The organism is Streptomyces sp. NPDC052225 (assembly GCF_040679615.1).
In the GTDB taxonomy this organism is placed as follows: Bacteria; Actinomycetota; Actinomycetes; order Streptomycetales; family Streptomycetaceae; genus Streptomyces.
The window spans coordinates 125046-145162 of sequence record NZ_JBFAVD010000009.1 but is presented as its reverse complement, the minus strand read 5'-3'; the positions used below and the strand labels follow the sequence as shown (position 1 = coordinate 145162).

Annotated in this window: 20 protein-coding genes; 16 read left to right on the top strand and 4 right to left on the bottom strand. The window is 71.9% G+C overall.

Annotation, left to right across the window (positions count from 1 at the left end; translation table 11 throughout):
• Positions 1–66: 66 nt before the first annotated feature.
• A complete protein-coding gene (locus tag AB0L37_RS16200) occupies positions 67–696 on the bottom strand; it encodes a lysophospholipid acyltransferase family protein (RefSeq protein WP_365505097.1) in 630 nt (209 codons plus the stop codon).
• 341 nt (positions 697–1037) lie between these two features.
• Here AB0L37_RS16200 and AB0L37_RS16195 point away from each other — a divergent pair, with 341 nt between their 5' ends.
• The 3 genes from AB0L37_RS16195 (at position 1038) to AB0L37_RS16185 (ending at position 3392) form a co-directional block, all read left to right on the top strand.
• On the top strand, positions 1038–2246 hold the full coding sequence (locus tag AB0L37_RS16195; RefSeq protein WP_365504910.1) for a glycerophosphodiester phosphodiesterase: 1209 nt from the start codon (positions 1038–1040) through the stop codon (positions 2244–2246).
• 74 nt (positions 2247–2320) lie between these two features.
• Positions 2321–2848: a sigma-70 family RNA polymerase sigma factor gene (locus AB0L37_RS16190; protein ID WP_365504908.1), complete on the top strand. Its 528-nt coding sequence runs from the start codon at positions 2321–2323 to the stop codon at positions 2846–2848.
• 40 nt (positions 2849–2888) lie between these two features.
• Entirely contained in the window at positions 2889–3392 is a 504-nt protein-coding gene (locus AB0L37_RS16185; protein WP_365504906.1) for a GNAT family N-acetyltransferase, read from the top strand.
• A 16-nt stretch (positions 3393–3408) separates the two neighbouring features.
• Here the strand turns inward: AB0L37_RS16185 and AB0L37_RS16180 are convergent, their stop codons facing one another.
• Both AB0L37_RS16180 and AB0L37_RS16175 read right to left on the bottom strand, forming a co-directional pair.
• On the bottom strand, positions 3409–3867 hold the full coding sequence (locus AB0L37_RS16180) for a hypothetical protein (RefSeq protein ID WP_365505095.1): 459 nt from the start codon (positions 3865–3867) through the stop codon (positions 3409–3411).
• 7 nt (positions 3868–3874) lie between these two features.
• The gene (locus AB0L37_RS16175; RefSeq protein ID WP_365504904.1) at positions 3875–4234 is read right to left on the bottom strand and encodes a hypothetical protein; all 360 of its coding nucleotides are present in this window, start codon (positions 4232–4234) and stop codon (positions 3875–3877) included.
• A gap of 71 nt (positions 4235–4305) precedes the next feature.
• Here AB0L37_RS16175 and AB0L37_RS16170 point away from each other — a divergent pair, with 71 nt between their 5' ends.
• The 10 genes from AB0L37_RS16170 (at position 4306) to AB0L37_RS16125 (ending at position 16775) form a co-directional block, all read left to right on the top strand.
• Positions 4306–4956, top strand: a complete 651-nt coding sequence (locus AB0L37_RS16170) for an HAD-IA family hydrolase (protein ID WP_365504902.1) — start codon at positions 4306–4308, stop codon at positions 4954–4956.
• A gap of 379 nt (positions 4957–5335) precedes the next feature.
• Entirely contained in the window at positions 5336–6382 is a 1047-nt protein-coding gene (locus AB0L37_RS16165; protein ID WP_365504900.1) for an ATP-binding cassette domain-containing protein, read from the top strand.
• A complete protein-coding gene (locus AB0L37_RS16160) occupies positions 6379–7110 on the top strand; it encodes a methionine ABC transporter permease (protein ID WP_365504898.1) in 732 nt (243 codons plus the stop codon). Before AB0L37_RS16165 ends, AB0L37_RS16160 begins: the two co-directional genes overlap by 4 nt.
• Before the next feature lie 59 nt (positions 7111–7169).
• Positions 7170–8000: a MetQ/NlpA family ABC transporter substrate-binding protein gene (locus tag AB0L37_RS16155; protein ID WP_365504896.1), complete on the top strand. Its 831-nt coding sequence runs from the start codon at positions 7170–7172 to the stop codon at positions 7998–8000.
• A complete protein-coding gene (locus tag AB0L37_RS16150) occupies positions 8000–8818 on the top strand; it encodes a MetQ/NlpA family ABC transporter substrate-binding protein (RefSeq protein WP_365504894.1) in 819 nt (272 codons plus the stop codon). The genes AB0L37_RS16155 and AB0L37_RS16150 overlap by 1 nt, the downstream gene beginning before the upstream one ends.
• A 109-nt stretch (positions 8819–8927) precedes the next feature.
• Positions 8928–9566 (top strand): GNAT family N-acetyltransferase, encoded by a 639-nt coding sequence (locus tag AB0L37_RS16145; protein WP_365504892.1) that lies wholly within the window; start codon positions 8928–8930, stop codon positions 9564–9566.
• 129 nt (positions 9567–9695) lie between these two features.
• A complete protein-coding gene (gene cbiE, locus AB0L37_RS16140) occupies positions 9696–10913 on the top strand; it encodes a precorrin-6y C5,15-methyltransferase (decarboxylating) subunit CbiE (RefSeq protein ID WP_365504890.1) in 1218 nt (405 codons plus the stop codon).
• A gap of 351 nt (positions 10914–11264) precedes the next feature.
• Entirely contained in the window at positions 11265–14453 is a 3189-nt protein-coding gene (cobT, locus tag AB0L37_RS16135; RefSeq protein WP_365504888.1) for a nicotinate-nucleotide--dimethylbenzimidazole phosphoribosyltransferase, read from the top strand.
• A gap of 204 nt (positions 14454–14657) precedes the next feature.
• The gene (gene cobA / locus AB0L37_RS16130; protein WP_365504886.1) at positions 14658–15893 is read left to right on the top strand and encodes a uroporphyrinogen-III C-methyltransferase; all 1236 of its coding nucleotides are present in this window, start codon (positions 14658–14660) and stop codon (positions 15891–15893) included.
• A 54-nt stretch (positions 15894–15947) separates the two neighbouring features.
• Positions 15948–16775, top strand: a complete 828-nt coding sequence (locus AB0L37_RS16125; protein ID WP_365504884.1) for an RNA methyltransferase — start codon at positions 15948–15950, stop codon at positions 16773–16775.
• Here AB0L37_RS16125 and AB0L37_RS16120 read toward each other — a convergent pair.
• The gene (locus tag AB0L37_RS16120) at positions 16742–18034 is read right to left on the bottom strand and encodes a serine/threonine-protein kinase (protein WP_365505093.1); all 1293 of its coding nucleotides are present in this window, start codon (positions 18032–18034) and stop codon (positions 16742–16744) included. The two genes, AB0L37_RS16125 and AB0L37_RS16120, sit on opposite strands and share 34 nt — an antisense overlap.
• A 199-nt stretch (positions 18035–18233) precedes the next feature.
• Between AB0L37_RS16120 and AB0L37_RS16115 the strand changes: the two genes are divergently transcribed.
• The 3 genes from AB0L37_RS16115 to AB0L37_RS16105 all read left to right on the top strand — a co-directional run bounded on the left by AB0L37_RS16115 (position 18234) and on the right by AB0L37_RS16105 (position 20053).
• Positions 18234–18506: a hypothetical protein gene (locus AB0L37_RS16115; protein WP_255974475.1), complete on the top strand. Its 273-nt coding sequence runs from the start codon at positions 18234–18236 to the stop codon at positions 18504–18506.
• Between the two features lie 224 nt (positions 18507–18730).
• A complete protein-coding gene (locus tag AB0L37_RS16110) occupies positions 18731–18937 on the top strand; it encodes a hypothetical protein (RefSeq protein WP_365504882.1) in 207 nt (68 codons plus the stop codon).
• Positions 18938–19102: 165 nt separating this feature from the next.
• Positions 19103–20053: an aminoglycoside phosphotransferase family protein gene (locus AB0L37_RS16105; RefSeq protein WP_365504880.1), complete on the top strand. Its 951-nt coding sequence runs from the start codon at positions 19103–19105 to the stop codon at positions 20051–20053.
• Positions 20054–20117 lie beyond the last annotated feature (64 nt).

The window sequence follows — 20117 nt, the reverse complement described above, 5'->3', positions numbered from 1 at the left end:
CACGACAGAGCCCCGGCCCGCCGGACATCTCCGGTGGGCCGGGGCTCCGATCAGCTTCCCGAGGCGCTACGCGGCCTTCGCCTTCGTGGCGTACATGTCCACGTACTCCTGGCCGGAAAGCCGCATGACCTCGGTCATCACGGAGTCGGTCACGGCCCGCAGCACGTACCGGTCGCGGCCCATGCCGTCGTAGCGCGAGAACTCCATCGGCTCGCCGAAGCGCACGGTCACCCGCCCCGGACGCGGCATCCCCGCACCGCCCGGCTGGAGCTTGTCCGTGCCGATCATCGCGAACGGCACGACGGGCGCGCCGGTCATCAGGGTCAGCCGCGCGATACCGGTGCGGCCGCGGTACAGGCGTCCGTCGGGGGAGCGGGTGCCCTCCGGGTAGATGCCGAAGATGTTGCCGTCCTCGAGGACGCGGCGGCCGGTCATCAGCGCGGCCACGCCGCCGTTCGCGCCGTCGCGGTCGACCGGGATCATGCCGACCCCGGTGAAGAACCACGCCATGAGGCGGCCCTTGAGGGACTTGCCGGTGACGTACTCGTCCTTGCCGATGAAGAACACCTGCCGGTCACAGACGAGCGGCAGGATCATCGAGTCGATGAACGTCAGGTGGTTGCCCGCCAGGATGACGGGACCGTTCCCCGGAATGTTCTCGGCGCCTTCCGTCCGGAGACGGAACATCAGGCGCATGATCGGTCCGAGCACTGCCTTGATGAGCGCGAAGCGGGACAACGGGCCCTCCGGTTTTCAAGGAATGGACAGGGAAGTGGTGCGGGGTCTGTGCAGGTGAGGACGATACTCGCGGGCGGGTACCCCTTGCACATCGGGTTCACCGACTGGATACGCAGAGTTGACGTGGTTCACCTGCCGTCGCACCCCGTTGACACACACGTGACCCCCACCGGCCACCGCGACGCACCCTGACGTTCCGTCCGAGGTCTCCCGTTCGTCACTCCCGCCCACCTACCATCGGTCCCGCTTTGACAGGTGCAAGGCAGTCGCAGGGCATTACTGGGCGGGAGGAGTGCTTCATGGGGAACAAGAAGGCACAACAGGCACATGAGTCGCAGACCGGCGGGGGAGTGGGCCGGCGTTCGCTGCTCGGGGCCGCGGTCCTGGGCACGGGTGCGGCAGCCCTCGCCGTGCCGGGAACCGCGAGAGCCGCCGACCGCGACAGTGACGCGTCTCACGCGGACCGGTCCGTGAACGGCCGGGGATACAAGGCCCTGCCCGTGCCGACGATCATCGGCCACCGCGGCGCCAGCGGCTACCGGCCCGAGCACACCCTGGGCTCGTACCAACTGGCCCTCGACATGGGCGCCCACATCATCGAGGCCGGCGACCTCGTCCCGACCAAGGACGGCCACCTCGTATGCCGTCACGAGCCGGAAATCGGCGGCACCACGGACGTCTCCGCGCACCCCGAGTTCGCGTCCCGCAAGACCACGAAGATCCTCGACGGCGTCTCCACGACCGGCTGGTTCACCGAGGACTTCACGCTCGCCGAACTGAAGACGCTGCGCGCCAAGGAGCGCATCCCGGCGACCCGCCAGCGCAACACCCTCTACGACGGCCGCTGGGAGATCCCCACCTTCGAGGAAGCCCTCGCCTGGCGCGCCGAGCAGAGCAGGAAGCGCGGCCGCGAGGTGTGGATCTACCCGGAGCTCAAGCACCCCACCTACTTCCGCAAGCTCGGCCTCGGCGTCGAGGAGCGCCTCGCGAGGATCCTGCGCGCGCACGGACTGCACAGGAAGAACTCGCCCGTCATCATCCAGTCCTTCGAGCCGACGAGCATCCAGCGCATGAACAAGCTCGTCGACAACCCCCTCGCCGTCCTGCTCTCCACGGCGTCCTCCCGGCCCGCGGACTTCGTCGACAGCGGCGACCCGCGCACCGTCGCCGACCTGATCACGCCGAAGGGCCTCGCGGAGATCGCGACGTACGCGCAGGGCATCGGCCCCACCCTGGACCTGATCATCCCCAAGGACGCCTCGGGCAAGCTCACCCAGCCGACCACGCTCGTCAAGGACGCACACGACGCCGGGCTGATCCTGCACCCCTACACGATGCGCAACGAGAACACCTTCCTGCCCGCCGACTTCAAGAAGGGCACCGACCCGAACGCATACGGCGACGCGTTCGGCGCCTTCAAGACCTACTTCGCCACCGGCATCGACGGCGTCTTCACCGACAACTGCGACACCGGCCTCCTCGCCCGCGAGGACTTCGTCAACGGCTGATCCGCAGGCGCCGGTTGGAGTGACAGGCGTCCGCCCCGGCAACCACGCGCCGGGGCGGCCGCGTCCCGCCCGGCATGACGTACGACATGGTGATCGCGACCCTGCGCCCGCTGCTCGCCGCGGAGGTCCGCGCCGAACTGCCGACAGCCGCCGACGGGACCGACGAGGCCCGTGACCTCGAACAGACCGTCTGGCTGCGCCTGTTGGAGCGCCTCGGCACCCAGGGCCCGCCGCCCGACCCGGCCGCCTGGCTCACGGCGACGGTCCGCTCGGAGGCCCGCCGCCGGCGCAGCACCACCCGCCACGAGCTGCCGTACGCCACCGAACCCGCCGCCGACACCGCCGAGTCGGACCCCGAGCAGCGCATCCTGGCCCGCGAACGGACCCGGGCACTGCACGCCGCCGTCCGGCGACTCCCCGGACGCTGCCCCCGCCTCATCGGCGCACTCCTGTCCCCGCACGACCTCACCTACCGTGAGATCGCAGGCGAGTTGGGTATGTCACAGGGCAGTCTTGGGCCGGAACGTTCCAGATGTCTGGGATGCCTGCGCAGAATCATGGCCTCCGAGGTTGCGCTCACGGCCCGCCGGGGAAAAGGGTGAGGGACAACCGGCGGGACAGGTGAGCGGGAGGCATGCACACATGGGCATGAGCGTGACCATCTCTGCGGCGACCGAAGCGGATGCCGAGCAGATCCTCAAGCTGCAGTACCTCTGCTACCAGAGCGAGGCGCAGCTCTACGGGGACTACACGATCGAGCCGCTGACCCAGTCCCTCGACTCGGTCAGGGCCGAACTGTCGGGCGGCAGCGTCCTGGTGGCGCGCCTCGGCGACGAAGTGGTCGCGTCGGTGCGCGGCACGATCGACGCCGACGGCACCGCCCGGATCAACAAGCTCATCGTGCACCCGCGCATGCAGCGCCACGGCCTGGGCGGCCGGCTCCTGGCGGCCATCGAGTCCGACCTCGCGGCGCCCGGCACCGCCAAGCGCTACCAGCTCTTCACGGGCCACCGCAGCGAGCACAACCTGCGCCTGTACCGCAAGCACGGCTACGCGCCGGTCTCCACCAAGAAGGTGGACGAGCGCCTCACGCTGGTGACGCTGGCGAAGGACGCGGAGGCGGGCGCCTTCGCCACGAGCGCCTGAGCAGCCGCGTAAAGATCTAAAGAGTGGCTTCCGGCTGCTGCTGTCGCAGCACGCCCTTGCGCAGCCAGTACATGGCGGTGAGCGGCAGCAGCACCGGGATGAACAGGTACTCCATCCCGAAGTCCGACCACACGGTCTGGTCCGGGAACGCCGACGGGTCGACGACCGTCCACGCGCCCACGATCAGCACGCCCGCCAACTCCAGGGCGCAGCACACGAAAGCGGCCCGCCGCGCCGAGTCCCCGCCGCGGACCAGCGAGTACGTGATGAAGCAGTAGACGAGCCCCGCCACCGCCGACAGTGAGTACGCGAGCGGCGCCTTGTCGAACTGCGTCGAGATCTGGAAGACGGACCGCGACACGGCGCCGACGACCATCACCCCGTAGAGCCATACGAGCACGATGCCCGGGCCGCCAATCAGCCGCTGCCGCTCGCCGGACTTCCGCGCCCCGGTGTCCTTCTCCGAAGAGGTCACAGCCACCTCATCCTCCCCAGATGTCGTAGAGCCGTACTTCGAGGACGGCCAGGACGACGCCGCCCGCGGCGACCGTCACCGACCCCCAGCGGGTGCGCTCGGCGAGCGACATGAACCCCGCCGCCGGCACGCACGCGAACGCCCCGATCAGATACGCGACGAAGATCGTCGTGCCCTGCTCCGGCTTCTCGCCCCGGGCCAGCTGCACGATCCCGACCACGAGCTGGACCAGCGCGAGCACGGACACCACGGCCATGCCGATGAAGTGCCAGTCCTTGGTCGGCTGGTCGCGGGAGGCGGCGAAACCGCACCACGCGGCGAGCGCGAGCGCGGCGAGACCCGTCACCAGGGTCAGGACATCAAGCATGGCCGTGAGCCTATTACGGGCCAAAAGGCCCGCTGCGCCCGCCCCCAGCTACCCCCGTAGCCTTGGCAAACATGAAGATCACCGCTGACGCCCTGCTGTTCGACAACGACGGAACCCTGCTCTCGTCCATGGAGTCGGTGTACCGCTGCTGGAGCCGGTGGGCGCAGGAGTACGGGATCACCGCCGAGGACTTCGCGAAGGTCGAGCTGCACGGCCGCCCCGCCGCCGAGATCGCCGCCGACCTGCTGCCCGCCGAGACCGTGCCCGCGGCCGTGGCCCGCATCGAGGACCTTGAGGTCGAGGACGTGCCCAACGGCGGCACCCACGTCCTGCCCGGCACCCTCGACCTGCTCGCCTCGCTGCCCGCGGGCCGCTGGGCCGTCGTCACCTCCGCGACCCGCCGCCTGGCCGAGGCCCGTCTCGCCGCCGTGGGCATCGAGCCGCCGCTGCTCATCGCCGCCGACGACATCACCCGCGGCAAGCCCGACCCGGAGCCCTTCCTGCTCGCCGCCGAGAAGCTCGGCGCGGACCCCGCCCGCTGCGTGGTCTTCGAGGACGCGCCGGCCGGACTGGCCGCGGGCCGCGCCGGCGGCATGACGACCGTGGCCTTGGCCACAACGCACGAGGCCCACGAGCTCGTCGCGGACGTCGTGGTGAAGGACCTCTCGGCCGTGTCCGCACTGGCCACCGAGGCCGGAGTGGAGCTCACCGCCACTCCCTGACGTGCCGTTCCGGGCGTCCAGCCCTGTCCGCTATTCGGACAGGGCGGGCGGTCCACGCCCTCACGTCTGCTTTACTTTCCCGCATGACCACGACGAGCAGCCGCACCCTTGCGACCGAGGCGACGATGACGCCCGGTGCTCGTTGTATGTGTCGAATGTGCGCCTTCTGAGGGCCCCCGCACCGCCTGTTCTCGCGCCCCGAAGCGAGACCCGCGCGCCCGCGCACAGCTTCTCCGTACGGATCCGCGACCACTGATCCCGTACCGGCACACGCCACGAGCGAGAGCCTGCCGCGCCCGGAAACTCCCCCAAGTTCCCGAATGTTTGCCCCGTGCCCGGCGCCACCCGTGCCCGGCACTCGACAGTGACGGAAACCCCAGTGATCACCACCCAGGGCCTCACCAAGGTCTACCGCTCGCGCGGCCGAGAGGTCACCGCCCTCGACGGCGTCGACCTGCACGTGCGCGAAGGCGAGGTGTACGGCGTCATCGGCCAGTCCGGTGCCGGCAAGTCCTCGCTGATCCGCTGCGTGAACCTGCTCGAACGCCCCACCTCCGGCACCGTGACCGTCGCCGGCCAGGACCTCACCGCCCTCGCGGGCCGCGGCCCGCGCGCCGGCAAGGAACTGCGCGCGGCGCGCAGCCGGATCGGCATGGTCTTCCAGCACTTCAACCTGCTCTCCTCGCGCACCGTCCAGGACAACATCGAGCTGCCGCTCGAGATCCTCGGCACGTCGGGGAAGGAACGTTCCGCCAAGGCGCTGGAACTCCTCGACCTCGTCGGCCTCGCCGACAAGGCCACGTCCTACCCGGCCCAGCTCTCCGGCGGCCAGAAGCAGCGCGTCGGCATCGCCCGCGCGCTCGCCGGCGACCCGAAGGTGCTCCTCTCCGACGAGGCGACCAGCGCCCTCGACCCGGAGACCACCCGCTCGATCCTCCAGCTCCTGCGCGACCTCAACCGGCAGCTCGGCCTGACCGTCCTGCTCATCACGCACGAGATGGACGTCGTCAAGACCGTCTGCGACTCCGCCGCCCTCATGGAGCGCGGGCAGATCGTCGAGTCCGGCACCGTCAGCGAGCTCCTCGCGACGCCGGGCTCCCAGCTCGCCGCCGCGCTCTTCCCGGTCAGCGGCGAGGCCACCGGCGCCGACCGCACCGTCATCGACGTCACCTTCCACGGCGAGTCGACGACCCAGCCGGTCATCTCGCAGCTGTCGCGCACCTACAACGTCGACATCTCGATCCTCGGCGCCGCGATGGACACCGTCGCGGGCAAGCAGGTCGGCCGCATGCGCATCGAACTGCCCGGCCGCTACGAGGAGAACGTCGTCCCGATCGGATTCCTGCGCGAGCAGGGCCTCCAGGTCGAGATCCATGGTCACCAGGGCGACGCGCCCGTACTGCTGAAGGAAGGTGTCACCCAGTGACCTGGTCGGAGATGCAGCCGCTGCTGTCCCAGGCGTGTTGGGACACCCTCTACATGGTCGGCTGGTCCACGTTGATCGCCGTCGTCGGCGGTCTTCCGCTCGGCATCCTGCTCGTCCTCACCGACCGCGGCGGGATGCTCCAGAACGGCGTGGCCAACAAGGTCATCGGACAGGTCGTGAACATCGTCCGCTCGATGCCCTTCCTGATCCTGATGGTCGCCCTGATGACCTTCACGCGCTGGGTCGTCGGCACCACCATCGGCCGCGAGGCCGCCATCGTGCCGCTCGCCATCGGCGCCATCCCGTTCTTCGCGCGGCTCGTCGAGACGTCCGTACGCGAGGTCGACGGCGGCCTGATCGAGGCCGTGCAGGCGATGGGCGGCAACACCTGGACCGTCGTGCGCAAGGTCCTCGTGCCCGAGTCGCTGCCGTCGCTGATCTCGGCGACCACCACGACGATCATCGCGATCATCGGCTACTCCGCGATGGCCGGCACGGTCGGCGCGGGCGGCCTCGGCGACCTCGCGATCCGCTACGGCTACCAGCGGTTCGAGACCGAACTGATGTGGATCATCGTCGCGATCCTCGCCGTCGTCATCGCCGTCATCCAGCTCGCCGGCGACAGCGGCGCCCGCGTCCTGCACCGCCGTGCGGGCAAGGGCGGCGAACCGCTCCGCTTCAACCTCTTCGCGGGCCGCACCACGGTCGCGACCGCGAAGGTCCGCTGAACCCCTGACTCCCCGCCCCACCCGGCGGGTTGCACCACCCATGGAGAAAGGCACTTTTCGTGCGTAACACCACCAAGATCACCGCAGCTGTCCTCGCCACCGGCGCCCTCACCCTGGGCCTCACCGCCTGCGGCTCCGACAAGGCCGACACCAAGGCCAAGGCGTCCGACCCGCTGGTCGTCGCGGCCAGCCCCGTCCCGCACGCCGAGATCCTCGACTACGTCAAGGACCACCTGGCGAAGAAGGCCGGCCTCAACCTCGAAGTCAAGGAGTTCACGGACTACGTCACGCCGAACACGGCGACCCAGGACGGCTCCGTCGACGCCAACTACTTCCAGAACCAGCCGTACCTCGACGACTTCAACAAGAAGAACGGCACCGACATCGTGCCCGTCGTCACGGTCCACCTGGAGCCGCTCGGCCTCTACTCCTCCAAGGTCAAGAGCGCCGACGACCTGAAGAAGGGCGCCACCGTCGCCGTCCCGAACGACACGGTGAACGAGGGCCGCGCCCTCAAGCTCCTCGACGCCAACGGGATCATCACGCTCAAGGGCGGCGCCGGGAACAGCGCGACCCCGGCGGACATCGCGAAGAACCCCAAGGGCCTGAAGTTCAAGGAGGTCGAGGCCGCCCAGACGGCGCGCTCCCTCCAGGACGTCGACGCCGCGGTGGTCAACGGCAACTACGCCATCGAGGCCGACCTCAAGCCCGCCAAGGACGCCCTCGTCCTGGAGTCGACCAAGAACAACCCGTACTCGAACTTCCTCGCCGTGAAGAAGGGCAACGAGGACGACCCGCGCGTCAAGAAGCTCGCCAAGCTCCTCACGTCGCCCGAGGTCAAGAAGTTCATCGCCGACAAGTACGACGGCTCGGTCCTGGCGTCCTTCTGATGCGCGCGTACACGCTGCCCGCCGCCGTGATCGCCGGGGCGCTCGTCCTCGGCCTCACGGCCTGCGGGTCCGACAAGAGCGACAGCGCGGGCGCGGGCGACAAGCTCGTCGTCGGGGCCACCCCGACCCCGGCCGGCGAAGTCCTCGCGTACGTACAGAAGAAGCTGGCGAAGAAGGCCGGACTCGACCTGGAGGTCAAGGAGTTCACGGACTACGTCCTGCCGAACACCGCACTCCAGCAGGGCGAGCTCGACGCCAACCTCTTCCAGCACGCGCCCTACCTGAAGGACTTCAACAAGTCCAAGGGCACCACGCTGACCGCCGTCACCGAGGTCTACCTGCCGCCCCTCGGCTTCTACTCCAAGAAGACCGCGGACATCGCGAAGCTGCGGGACGGCGCCTCCGTCGCGCTGCCCAACGACGCGACCAACGAGTCGAGGGCGCTCGAACTCCTCGCCTCCCAGGGCCTGATCGGGCTCAAGAAGGGCGCGGGGGTGAACGCGACGCCCAAGGACGTCACGGAGAACCCGAAGCACCTCACCTTCAAGGAGCTCGAAGCGGCACAGCTGCCGCGGTCGCTGGACGACGTCGACGTGGCCGCCGTCAACAACAACTTCGCGCTCGACGCGGGCCTGAGCCCCAAGAAGGACGCCATCCTTCTCGAGTCCGTGAAGGGCAACCCGTACAACAACGTCCTCGCCGTCAAGAAGGGCGACGAGGACGACCCGCGCGTCAAGAAGCTCGCCGAGCTCCTCACGTCGCCCGAGGTGAAGAAGTTCATCGAGCGGAAGTACCAGGGCTCGGTGCTGCCGGCCTGACCGGAACGCTCCGCATGGGGGCCGCACCTGACAACAGGGGCGGCCCCCATGTGCAGTTACGTGCCTGCATGCTGCATGCTGGGCTCTTCATCCACGGACGGAGCGGCGCATGACGAACACCTTCCCCGAGGTCTCCATCAGCACGGAGCGCTTGGTGCTGCGTCCGCTCGACGAGGACGACGTGCCCGCGCTCGCCGAGATGATGAACGACGAACTGGTCGCGGCCTGGACCTCGGTCCCCCAGCCGTTCACCGAGGACGGCGCGCGCCGCTGGATCCACGAGTACGCGCCGAAGGAGCGGGCCGCGGGCACCGGACTCGACCTCGCCGTCACCGAGTTCCTCACCCAGCGCCTCGTCGGCATCGTCCAGCTCACCAAGACCAACTGGCATGTCCGCGCGACCGAGTTGTCGTACATCGTCGCCCCCTGGGCCCGCGGCGAGGGCTACGCCTCCGAGGCCGCCCTCGCCATGGCCCAGTGGCTCTTCCGCGACCAGCGCTTCGAGCGCATCGAACTGCGCACCGCCGCCGACAACACGGCCTCCCAGCAGGTCGCCCAGAAGATCGGCTGCATCAGCGAGGGCGTCCTGCGCAACGCGTGCATGGCGCGCACCCGCACCGAGGACGGCAGCTGGGTCGAGGTCCGCACCGACTTCATCGTATGGAGCCTGCTGCCCGAGGACCTGGAGGGCGTCACCGAGCAGCTCGCCGAAGCCGGGGGTTTCACGGCCTTCTCGGACTGGAACTGACCCCACAGGAAGTCCCCGGGCCCAGCAGGTACGCTCTCGGTGCCCCGCCCGGCCCTGTCCCCGGCGGCTGCCCATGACCCGCGTACCGCTGCGCGTACGCACCCGAGCACACCCTGGAGACTGACGACGATGGCCGACCGGGTCACGGTGATCGGCTGGGACGGTTCGCCCCTGACCGCGGCGGCCCGCTCCGCACTCGGCGCTGCCACCCTCGTGGCCGGCGCGGCCCACCACCTGGCGCTGCCCGAGGTGCCCGCGCGCGCCGAGCGGATCCGGCTCGGCAGCGTCTCCCTGGCCGCCCGCCGCATCACGGGCCACCGCGGTACCGCCGTGGTCCTCGCGGACGGCGACCCCGGCTTCTTCGGTGTCGTACGGACCCTGCGCGCACCCGAGTACGGCCTCGAGGTCGAAGTCGTGCCCGCCGTCTCCTCCGTCGCCCAGGCCTTCGCCCGCGCGGGCATGCCGTGGGACGACGCCCAGGTGGTCGTCGCACACCGGCGCACCCTGCGACGCGCGGTGAACGTGTGCCGCGCCCACACCAAGGTCGCCGTCCTCACCTCGCCCGGCGCGGGCCCCGCCGAACTCGGCCTCCTCCTCGAAGGCGTGCATCGCACCTTCGTCATCTGCGAGGAACTGGGCACCGAGCGCGAACAGGTCACCGTCGTCACCTCCGACAAGGCCGCCGACCACAGCTGGCGCGACCCGAACGTCGTCATCGTCATCGGCGGCCCGGTCACCACCGGCGCCCCCGAGGGCGGCGGCTGGCTCGCGGGCGGCGACCCCGACACGTCGCAGCGCGGCTGGGCGCTGCCCGCCGCCGCCTACGCGGGCCCCTTCGGCGAGGGTGAGACGGAGCTGCTGCGCGCCGCCCAACTCGCGCGCCTCGGGCCGAAGTCGGGCGACCTCGTGTGGGACATCGGCTGCGGCAGCGGCGCGTTCACGGCGGAGGCCGCGCGCTTCGGCGCCGCCGTCATCGCCGTCGACCGCGACCCCGACGCCTGCGCCCGCACCCTCGCCACCGCCCGCCGCTTCGGCGTCCAGGCCCAGATCGTGCACGGCACCGCGCCGCACGACCTGGAGGACCTGCCCGAGCCCGATGTCGTCCGCGTCGGCGGCGGGGGAGCGGCGGTCGTCTCGGCCGTCGCCGACCGCCGGCCCGCGCGCATCGTCACGCACGCAGCGACACGCGACGCCGCCGAACTCATCGGCAGGGACCTGACGGAGCACGGATACGACGTCGAGTGCGCCCTCCTGCAATCCGTCGAACTGGACACTCGCGTCTGGACGGAGAAGGAGCGGACGGTCGGGTTCCTCCTGTCCGGGCGGCTTCCGGACCGCCACCCGTGACCCTGACGGCCCAACGCGCGCGGTAGGCTGGCCGATCGTTGTACCGCACCGGGACGTCAGATTTTTCGTACGTCAATGTCCTGAAAACGCGCCAGTTTTGGAGCGTGTGTGGTACGGCAACGACCGGAGGACGCGCAACGTGGCGCAGTCCACAGAAGGCCATGGTCGAACTACGTTCCGTGGCCGCGATCCGACCGGGACAATGCGTGTTGTCCGGGACGGTTCGTGCCGCGCGGCGCGTGCGCTCGTTCATCAGGACGGGCGGTCGACGCGCCGCTCCGGTCAAGGGGGTTGCATACCCGGCGGTCGGCCGGGAGCGGCCAAGTTCTCATCGATGGGCGAGGGGTAGGCATGACCGACACCGGTCAGGTTCCGGGCGAGGGGCTGCCGGAGAACGCAGGCTTGGTGGACCAGCCGGGCGTTCCCGCCCCGGGTGCGTACACCTTCCTCGATCCCTCCGACGCCACCGCCGAGGACGACGAACTCCTCCTGATGCCCGGCTCCCAGGGCGCCTGGGGTCAGCCGCCGGCGCAGCAGCAGTACATCCCGGCGCCCGCCGAGCCCGTCGGGCACGAGCCGGGCCCGCACGAGACCGCGGGGCGCGACAGCGGCCACCACGACCTCGGCGCGCTGCACACGCCCGTCGGCGCCCAGGCCCAGCAGGTCCCGCAGATGCAGAGCCAGGGCGGCCCGGCGCGCCGTCCCCTGCACATGGGTCCGCCCGTGCCCGAGACGGGCGGCGGCCCCGTGCGCTCGCTCGCCGACCGCGGCCCCGCGCAGGCGACGCCGCCGCACGCCATGCCGGTGCGCCAGGCGGGCCCGCCCACCACCGGGCCCGAGTACCTCGACATCCCGCCGCAGGGCGCCGCTCCGTGGCAGCCCGCCGAGGCCGCCCCGCCGCAGCAGCAGCACCAGCAGCAGCCGGTCGAGCCGCAGCAGCAGGGCGGATACGAGATGCCGCTCGCGGCGCCCGCAGAAACGGTCGTCCCTGAGCCGGCCCCCGCGGCGTACGCGGAGCAGCACGTTCCGTTCCCGCAGACCCCGGACGCCGGCCAGGAGTTCGCCCCCACCGCCGAGCCGACCCCGGTCGGCGCGTACGCCGGACAGGGCGAGCAGCAGGGGCAGTACGCCGCCGCGCCCGAGCAGCCCCTCGGGCAGTTCGTCCCCGTCGACGGCATCGTCCCGACGACGCCGCACCTGGCGCCGACGCCGCCGCAGGCCATGGTCGTACCGCCGCTGCCGGAGCCGGCCGAGGCGGCTGAACCGGTCGCGGACGAGCCCGTCGCTCCCGAGCCCGTCCCGGCGGAGCCGAGCGCGATGGAGCCGATCGCTCCCGAGTACGTGGCCGAGGCGCAGACCCCGCAGGCACCGGAGCCGGTCGCCGTCGCGGAGCCGGTCGCCGAGGCCGCCGAGCCGGTGGCGGAGCAGCCCGCGGAGCCCGAGCCGGTCGCTGTCGCCGAGCCGGCACCCGAGCCGGCACCGGTCCAGGCCGAGGAGCCCGTACAGGTCCAGGCCGAGGAGCCGCCGCCCGTCGTCGAGGCGCCGGTCGCGGAGGCCCCGGCCCCCGAGAGCGCCGAGCAGCCCGCCGCCGAGCAACCGGTCGCCGAGCAACCGGTCGCGGAGCAGCCCGTCGCCGAGGAGCCCGAACTCATCGAGGTCGCGCCCGTCGTGCCCGCGCCCCGCGACGGCGGCCCCGCCGCCACGCAGGCCCCCGAGCCGGCCGCCGACGACGAGCCCGAACTCATCGAGGTCGCGCCCGAGCCGCAGCCCGAGCCCGAACCCCACCCCGTCGCCGCCGAGGCGACCGGCACCGCGGCCCCCGGCTACGACGACGCCGAGCGCGAGGCCGTCCTGCGCGTGATGCGCGAGCGCCGCGACATCCGCAACGGCTTCCGCAGCGACCCCATCCCGCACGAGGTGCTGCTCCGCGTCCTGGAGGCGGCCCACACGGCGCCGTCCGTCGGGCACTCGCAGCCCTGGGACTTCGTCGTCATCCGCTCGGCGGAGACCCGCCGCACGATGCACGAACTGGCCATGCGCCAGAAGGACGCGTACGCCAAGTCCCTGCCGAAGGGCCGCGCGAAGCAGTTCAAGGAACTGAAGATCGAGGCCATCCTCGACACCCCCGTGAACATCGTGGTCACCGCCGACCCGACCCGCGGCGGCCGCCACACCCTCGGCCGCCACACCCAGCCGCAGATGGCCCCCTACTCCTCCGCGCTCGCGGTCGAGAACCTGTGGCTCGCGGCCCGCGCCGAAGGCCTCGGCGTCGGCTGGGTCAGCTTCTTCGACGAGCGCGAGATGGTCCGCACGCTGGGCCTGCCCGACCACCTCGAAGTGGTCGCGTACCTCTGCGTCGGTTACGTCGACGAGTTCCCGGACGAGCCCGAGCTGATGCAGGCCGGCTGGGCCAAGCGCCGCCCGCTGTCCTGGGTCGTCCACGAGGAGACGTACGGCCGCCGCGCCCTGCCCGGCGAGGACCCGCACGACCTGCTCTCCGAGACCGTCTCCAACATCCGCCCGCTGGACGCCAAGGCGCTCGGCGAGGCGTGGGAGCGGCAGAAGCGCATGACGAAGCCCGCCGGGGCGCTCGGCATGCTGGAGATCATCTCCGCGCAGCTGTCCGGCCTGTCCCGGATGTGCCCGCCGCCGATCCCGGAGCCCGCGGCCGTCGCGATCTTCGCGGGCGACCACGGCGTCCACGCCCAGGGCGTTACCCCGTGGCCCCAGGAGGTGACCGGCCAGATGGTCGCGAACTTCCTCGGCGGCGGCGCGGTCTGCAACGCCTTCGCGAACCAGGTCGGCGCCGAGGTCTGCGTCATCGACGTGGGCGTCGCCTCCGAACTCCCGGCCACGCCCGGCCTGTTGCCCCGCAAGGTCCGCGCGGGCACCGCCGACATGACGACCGGCCAGGCCATGACCCGCGAGGAGGTCAAGGCGGCCATCGAGGTCGGCATCGAGACCGCCCGCGACCTCGTCTCCGCCGGCAACAAGGCGCTCCTGACCGGTGAGATGGGCATCGCCAACACCACGGCGTCGGCGGCCCTGATCTCCGTCTACACCGAGGTCGACCCGGCCGAGGTCACCGGCCGCGGCACCGGCATCAACGACGAGACCCACGCCCGCAAGATCGAGGTCGTGCGCCGCGCCCTCGAGGTCCACCAGCCCGACCCGGCGGACCCCATCGGCGTCCTCGCGGCCGTCGGCGGCCTGGAGCACGCGGCCATGGTCGGCCTGCTTCTCGGCGGCGCCTCGCTCCGCACGCCGGTCATCCTCGACGGCGTCAGCGCCGGCGCGGCCGCCCTGGTCGCCCGCGCCATCGCCCCCGAGGTCCTGGCCGCCTGCATCGCGGGCCACCGCAGTGCCGAACCCGGCCACGTCGCCGCGCTCAACAAGCTGGGCCTGCGCCCCCTGGTCGACCTGGACCTCCGCCTCGGCGAGGGCACGGGCGCCCTGCTCGCCCTCCCGATCGTCCAGAGCGCGGCCCGGGCGATGCACGAGGTGGCCACGTTCGACTCGGCGGGCGTCACAGAGAAGTAGTCGGCTCCGCACCACGGGAACGCCTGCCCGCACCGGCTGTGGGCAGGCGTTCCGCACGGCGGACGGGTGGGCACAGCCCTCCAGTGCCGACCAGCCGTGCGATCAGGCCACGACATAAGCTGACCGCACCAGCACAGCAGCACACGAACACCGGGCTCCAAAGACGCAGCCCCACCCGCACGCTCGCCCCGGGAGCCACACGACATGCCCGCCGCACAGCACCCCGCATACCCCGTAGGCCTGCGCCTGACCGGTCGCAAGACGATCGTCATCGGCGGCGGCCAGGTCGCCCAGCGCCGCCTGCCGGCCCTGATCGCGGCGGGCGCGGACATCACCCTGATCTCCCCGTCGGCCACCCCCTCCGTGGAGGCCATGGCGGACGCGGGCGAGATCACCTGGGTCAGGCGCCGCTACGAGGAGGGCGACCTCGCCGACGCCTGGTACGTCCTGATCGCCACGGCCGACCGCAAGGCCAACGACGAGGCCTCCGCCGAAGCGGAGCGCACCCGCACCTGGTGCGTCCGCTCCGACGACGCCGACGCGGCCACCGCCTGGACCCCGGCCACCGGCCGCACCGAAGGCGTCACCGTCGCCGTCCTGTCCTCCGAGGCCGCCGACCGCGACCCGCGCCGCACCGCCGCCATCCGCGACGCCCTCGTCGAGGCGCTGCGCGACGGCACGGTCTCGGTCCACAAGGAGCGCACCCCGGGCGTCGCCCTGGTCGGCGGCGGCCCCGGCGACCCGGACCTCATCACGGTCCGTGGCCGCCGCCTGCTCGCCGAGGCCGACGTCGTGATCGCCGACCGCCTCGGCCCGCGCGACCTCCTCGACGAACTCCCGCCGCACGTCGAGGTGATCGACGCGGCGAAGATCCCGTACGGCCGGCAGATGGTCCAGGAGGCCATCAACCAGGCGCTCATCGACCACGCCAAGCAGGGCAAGGCCGTCGTCCGTCTCAAGGGTGGCGACCCGTACGTCTTCGGCCGCGGCATGGAAGAGGCCCAGGCCCTCGCGGCCGAGGGCATCCCGGTCACGGTCGTCCCCGGCATCTCCAGCTCGATCTCGGTCCCGGGCGCGGCCGGCATCCCGGTCACGCACCGCGGCGTCGCCCACGAGTTCACCGTGGTCAGCGGCCATGTGGCGCCCGACGACGAGCGCTCCCTGGTCGACTGGTCGGCGATGGCCAGGCTGACCGGCACCCTGGTCATCCTCATGGGCGTCGACAAGATCGGAAAGATCGCCGAGGCCCTGATCGCCCACGGAAAGCCGGCGGACACCCCCGTCGCGCTGATCCAGGAGGGCACCACGGCCGCCCAGCGCCGCGTCGACGCCACGCTCGCCACCGTCGGCGAGACGGCGGTCTCGGAAGGCGTCAAGCCCCCGGCCGTCATCGTCATCGGCGCCGTGGTGAACGAGGGCCCCGACCGTAACCCGCGGTAACGCGACCTGTCCCGAGCCGTTGGCACCACACCCAGAACAAGGCAGTATCGACCCGTGGCAGAACCCCAAGGTCTCATCACCATCGACGACCCCGCCGACCCGCGCCTGCGCGACTACACGGGCCTCACCGACGTAGAACTGCGCCGCAAGCGCGAACCGGCCGAGGGCCTGTTCATCGCGGAGGGCGAGAAGGTCATCCGCCGCGCCAAGCAGGCCGGCTACGAGATGCGCTCGATGCTGCTCTCCGCGAAGTGGGTCGACGTCATGCGCGACGTCATCGACGAGGTCCCCGCCCCGGTCTACGCGGTAGCCCCCGACCTGGCCGAACAGGTCACCGGCTACCACGTGCACCGCGGCGCCCTCGCCTCCATGCAGCGCAAACCGCTCCCGACGGCCGAGGAACTCCTCACGACGGCCCGCCGCATCGTCGTCATGGAGTCGGTCAACGACCACACCAACATCGGCGCGATCTTCCGCTCCGCCGCGGCGCTCGGCATGGACGCCGTGCTGCTCTCACCGGACTGCGCGGACCCGCTCTACCGCCGCTCGGTCAAGGTCTCCATGGGCGCCGTCTTCTCGGTCCCGTACGCGCGCCTCGACGCCTGGCCCAAGTCCCTGGAGACGGTCCGCGAAGCGGGCTTCAACCTCCTGGCCCTCACCCCCGCCGACCAGGCCAAGTCCCTGGACGAGGTCGCCCCGCACCGCATGGACCGGGTCGCCCTGATGCTCGGCGCCGAGGGCGAGGGGCTCTCCACGAAGGCCCTGATGGCGGCGGACGAATGGGTCCGCATCCCGATGGCCCACGGCGTCGACTCGCTCAACGTGGGCGCAGCGGCCGCCGTCGCCTTCTACGCGGTGGCCACCGGCCGCCCGGAGCTGTGACCGGGGTCCTGTACGGCATGTGAGACACGCGGTACGCCGCTGTCGACGCCGAGCCCGCGCGACGGGCCCTGGCAGCCCTGAGCCGCCGCGATGGCGAGCGCCACGAGCAGCGTCACGACGACGAACACGAAGAGCCGCTGCCGCAGCAGCCGCGGGTTCGCCGGCCGCAGCTTCTTGCCCGCGCCCGTCCCGTTCGTACGGGGAGCGGGCCGCCCGGCACCACTGCGCGGAGCGGGCCTGGAGCCCGACCGGGACGTGGTGCTGCGCGGACCCGAACCGCCGCCCGTCCGGCCGTTGCTGGGCCGCGGCGCGGGCGTGCCCGGCTGCGTACGCCGCTGGGTGCGCTCGGTGTGACCGTCCTCGACGAGCCGCCCCGTCGGCCGGTCCTGCTCGGCGGTCCGCGGCGCGGGCGGCCGCACCTCGCCGAGCCCCTGCGCCTCACGCGCCGCGATCTCCTTGAGCCGCAGCGACAGTTGCAGCGTGCTGGGCCGCTCCTCCGGGTCCTTGGCGAGGCACGCGCGCAGCAGCGGCGCCAGCGCGTCCGGCACCCCGTGCAGCTGCGCCTCCTCGTGCACGACGCGGTAGAGCATGACCTCCGAACTGCCGTGCCCGAAAGGCGAGTCGCCCATCGCGGAGTACGCGAGCGTCGCCCCGAGGGCGAAGACGTCGGTGGCGGGCGTGACGGCGGCGCCGCGCACCTGCTCGGGCGCGAGGAAGCCGGGGGAGCCGACCGCGGTCCCCACATGCGTCAGCGTCGAGGCGCCGGTCGCCCACGCGATACCGAAGTCGATGATCCGCGGCCCCTTCGGGGACAGCAGGATGTTCGACGGTTTGAGGTCACGGTGCACGACCCCCGCCTCGTGGACGGCGACGAGCCCTTCGGACAGCGCTGCCCCGACGGCGGCCACGTCCGCGGCGGCCAACGGCCCTTCCTCGGCGACCTTGTCGTGCAGCGAGGGCCCGGGCACGTACTGCGTCGCGAACCACGGGCGCTCGGCGTCGAGATCGGCGGCGACGAGCCGCGCGGTGCAGCCGCCCCGGATCCGCCGCGCGGCGGACACCTCGCGCGCGAACCGCGACCTGAACTCCTGATCCTCCGCCAGATCCGGCCTGATCACCTTGAGGGCGACCCGCTGCCCACGCCGGTCGGAACCGAGGTAGACGACGCCCATCCCGCCCGCGCCGAGCCGTCTGTGAAGCCTGAACGAGCCGACGACGCGCGGGTCCTCGCGCCTCAGGCGCATCATCGCCATGTTCATCCCCGCTGCTGCCCGGTCCGTCTGACGAGCCACAGCTTACGTTTCCGCGCCCGGGTGCGCGCAGAGGCCGCGCCCTCTCGTCCCATTCGATTGTCAGTGCCGGGTGGGAAACTTGAAAGGTGGTCAGGGAGCGCGGAAACAGGGCGGCTTGATGTCGCGCGCATCCCCAACCACCCGTCGCAGAAGGGGGATTGGGCCCATGAAGGGCGATCGGGTCGAGATAGTCGTGGACGCCGGTGACACGACGCGTACGTACGAGGTGGTGGCGAGCCGGGCAGGCCGCAGGGTGGAGACGGCGGTGCGCAGGGGAGTGGTGGAAGTGAGCGAAGTCACCCGCTCCGGCTCCGTGGTTCGCACCGCGCGCTTCATGGCGACGCGGGTCCTGGCGCTGGTCGAACAGCCGGTTCCGCGAGAGGAGGCGTCGGAAGCGGCGGAGAAGAGCCGTCCCCTCCGGGAAGACCCCGAGACCTAGGTCCCCGTCTCCACCCAGGGGAGTACACGCGGTGGGAGCGCTCATCCTCCGGGAGGCCCGGCAATCGGTACGAGGGCATGACGACCGGGGGCGCAGCCGATCGTAGATTTGAGGTCAAGCGGCGGGTGCAGCACTCGTCCCCCGAGGTCAGGCACCCGCCGCTGCCACAGCTCAAGGCAAGGACAACACGATTTAGAACTCAAGATCTTGACCGGGAGAGGACCATGGCGGACACGGCATCGCGGACGACAGCGCTCCGCGCACGGATCGGCAGGGCCGACGCGTTCGGCAGCCCGGCGGCCGGCCGTCGCCACCCCTTGGTGGCGACCGCCATGGTCCTCCCTCTCGCGGCCCTTCTCGTCGTCGTCTTCGGCGGCTGGGACGCGGTGGTCACACAAGCGTCGTCCGTGGGCGTGATGCTGGGGCGCTGAGCGGCGCCCCCAGGCCCGGAAGAGCGGTCCGGGCGGGGACATCCGGCCATGAAACCCCGTGGGGACGGGGGTGCGGCGGACGGCACAAATGCCGCGTGCAGCTGGGGAGCTGCACGCGGCACTTTTGTGCCCCGGGAACCCCGGCGGACCCGTAGGCTCGGGCGGGTGACCACGCCCTTGCTTCCCGCGCTCCGGGCCGAAGCCAGGGGTGCGGCCCATCCGCCCGGCATCGCCTGCGTCTGCGGCGCCACCACCCTCGCCGACCGCCCCGACGCCACCGTGGTCCGGCACGGCGACACCGTCGCGAAGGCCCACGCCCCGGACACCGACCCGGCCGAACTCGCCCTGCGCGTCGCCGTGGCCGCCCACCCGGCCCTCTCCGGCGTCCTCCTGCCGCCCCTGCGGCCGACGGCGTCGCCGCTGCACGACCGCCTGGTCACCTTCTGGCCCCACGGCACCCCGGTCGACCCCGAGCACCCCGAGGACGCCCCCTGGGAGGCCGCGGCCGCCCTCCTGGCCCGCCTCCACACCACGCCCACCGTCGAACTCCCGCACGCGCTGCCCCCGATGCGCGGCCCCGCGAAAGCCGCCCGCGCCCTGGCCCGCCTGCACGCCACGGCCCCCGACCACCCGGCCGCGGACCCCGTGCGCCGCGCCTGGCGGTCCCTGCCCGCCTGGGCCCGCGCCGAAGCCCCGTGCGACCACGCAAGGGCCCTGTGCCACGGCGACCTCCACCTGGGCCAGCTGGTCCGCCACCCGGCCGACTCCGCGCAGTGGCTCCTGATCGACGTCGACGACCTCGGAATCGGCGACCCCGCCTGGGACTTGGCGCGCCCCGCGGCCTGGTTCGCCTGCGGCCTGCTGCCCGCCGAGGACTGGACGCGCTTCCTGACCGCCTACCAACGCACAGGCGGCGCAAAGGAACTGAGCCTGCCCGACCCCTGGCCCGCCCTCGACGTCCCGGCCCGCGCCCTCACCGTGCAGACCGCCGCTCTCGCCGTGACGAAGGCCACCGAGGCGGGCCGAGCGCTCGACGAGGTGGAGGAGGCGGTGATCGACGCCTGTGCCCGAATGGTGTCCGTACCGCCCCAGTTGGGATACGGCGACGCCAAGTAGGGTGCGGGAGACGGAAGCCGGGAAGTGATCCGGCGAAGCAGTGCCGAACGGCGAGGAGTTGACC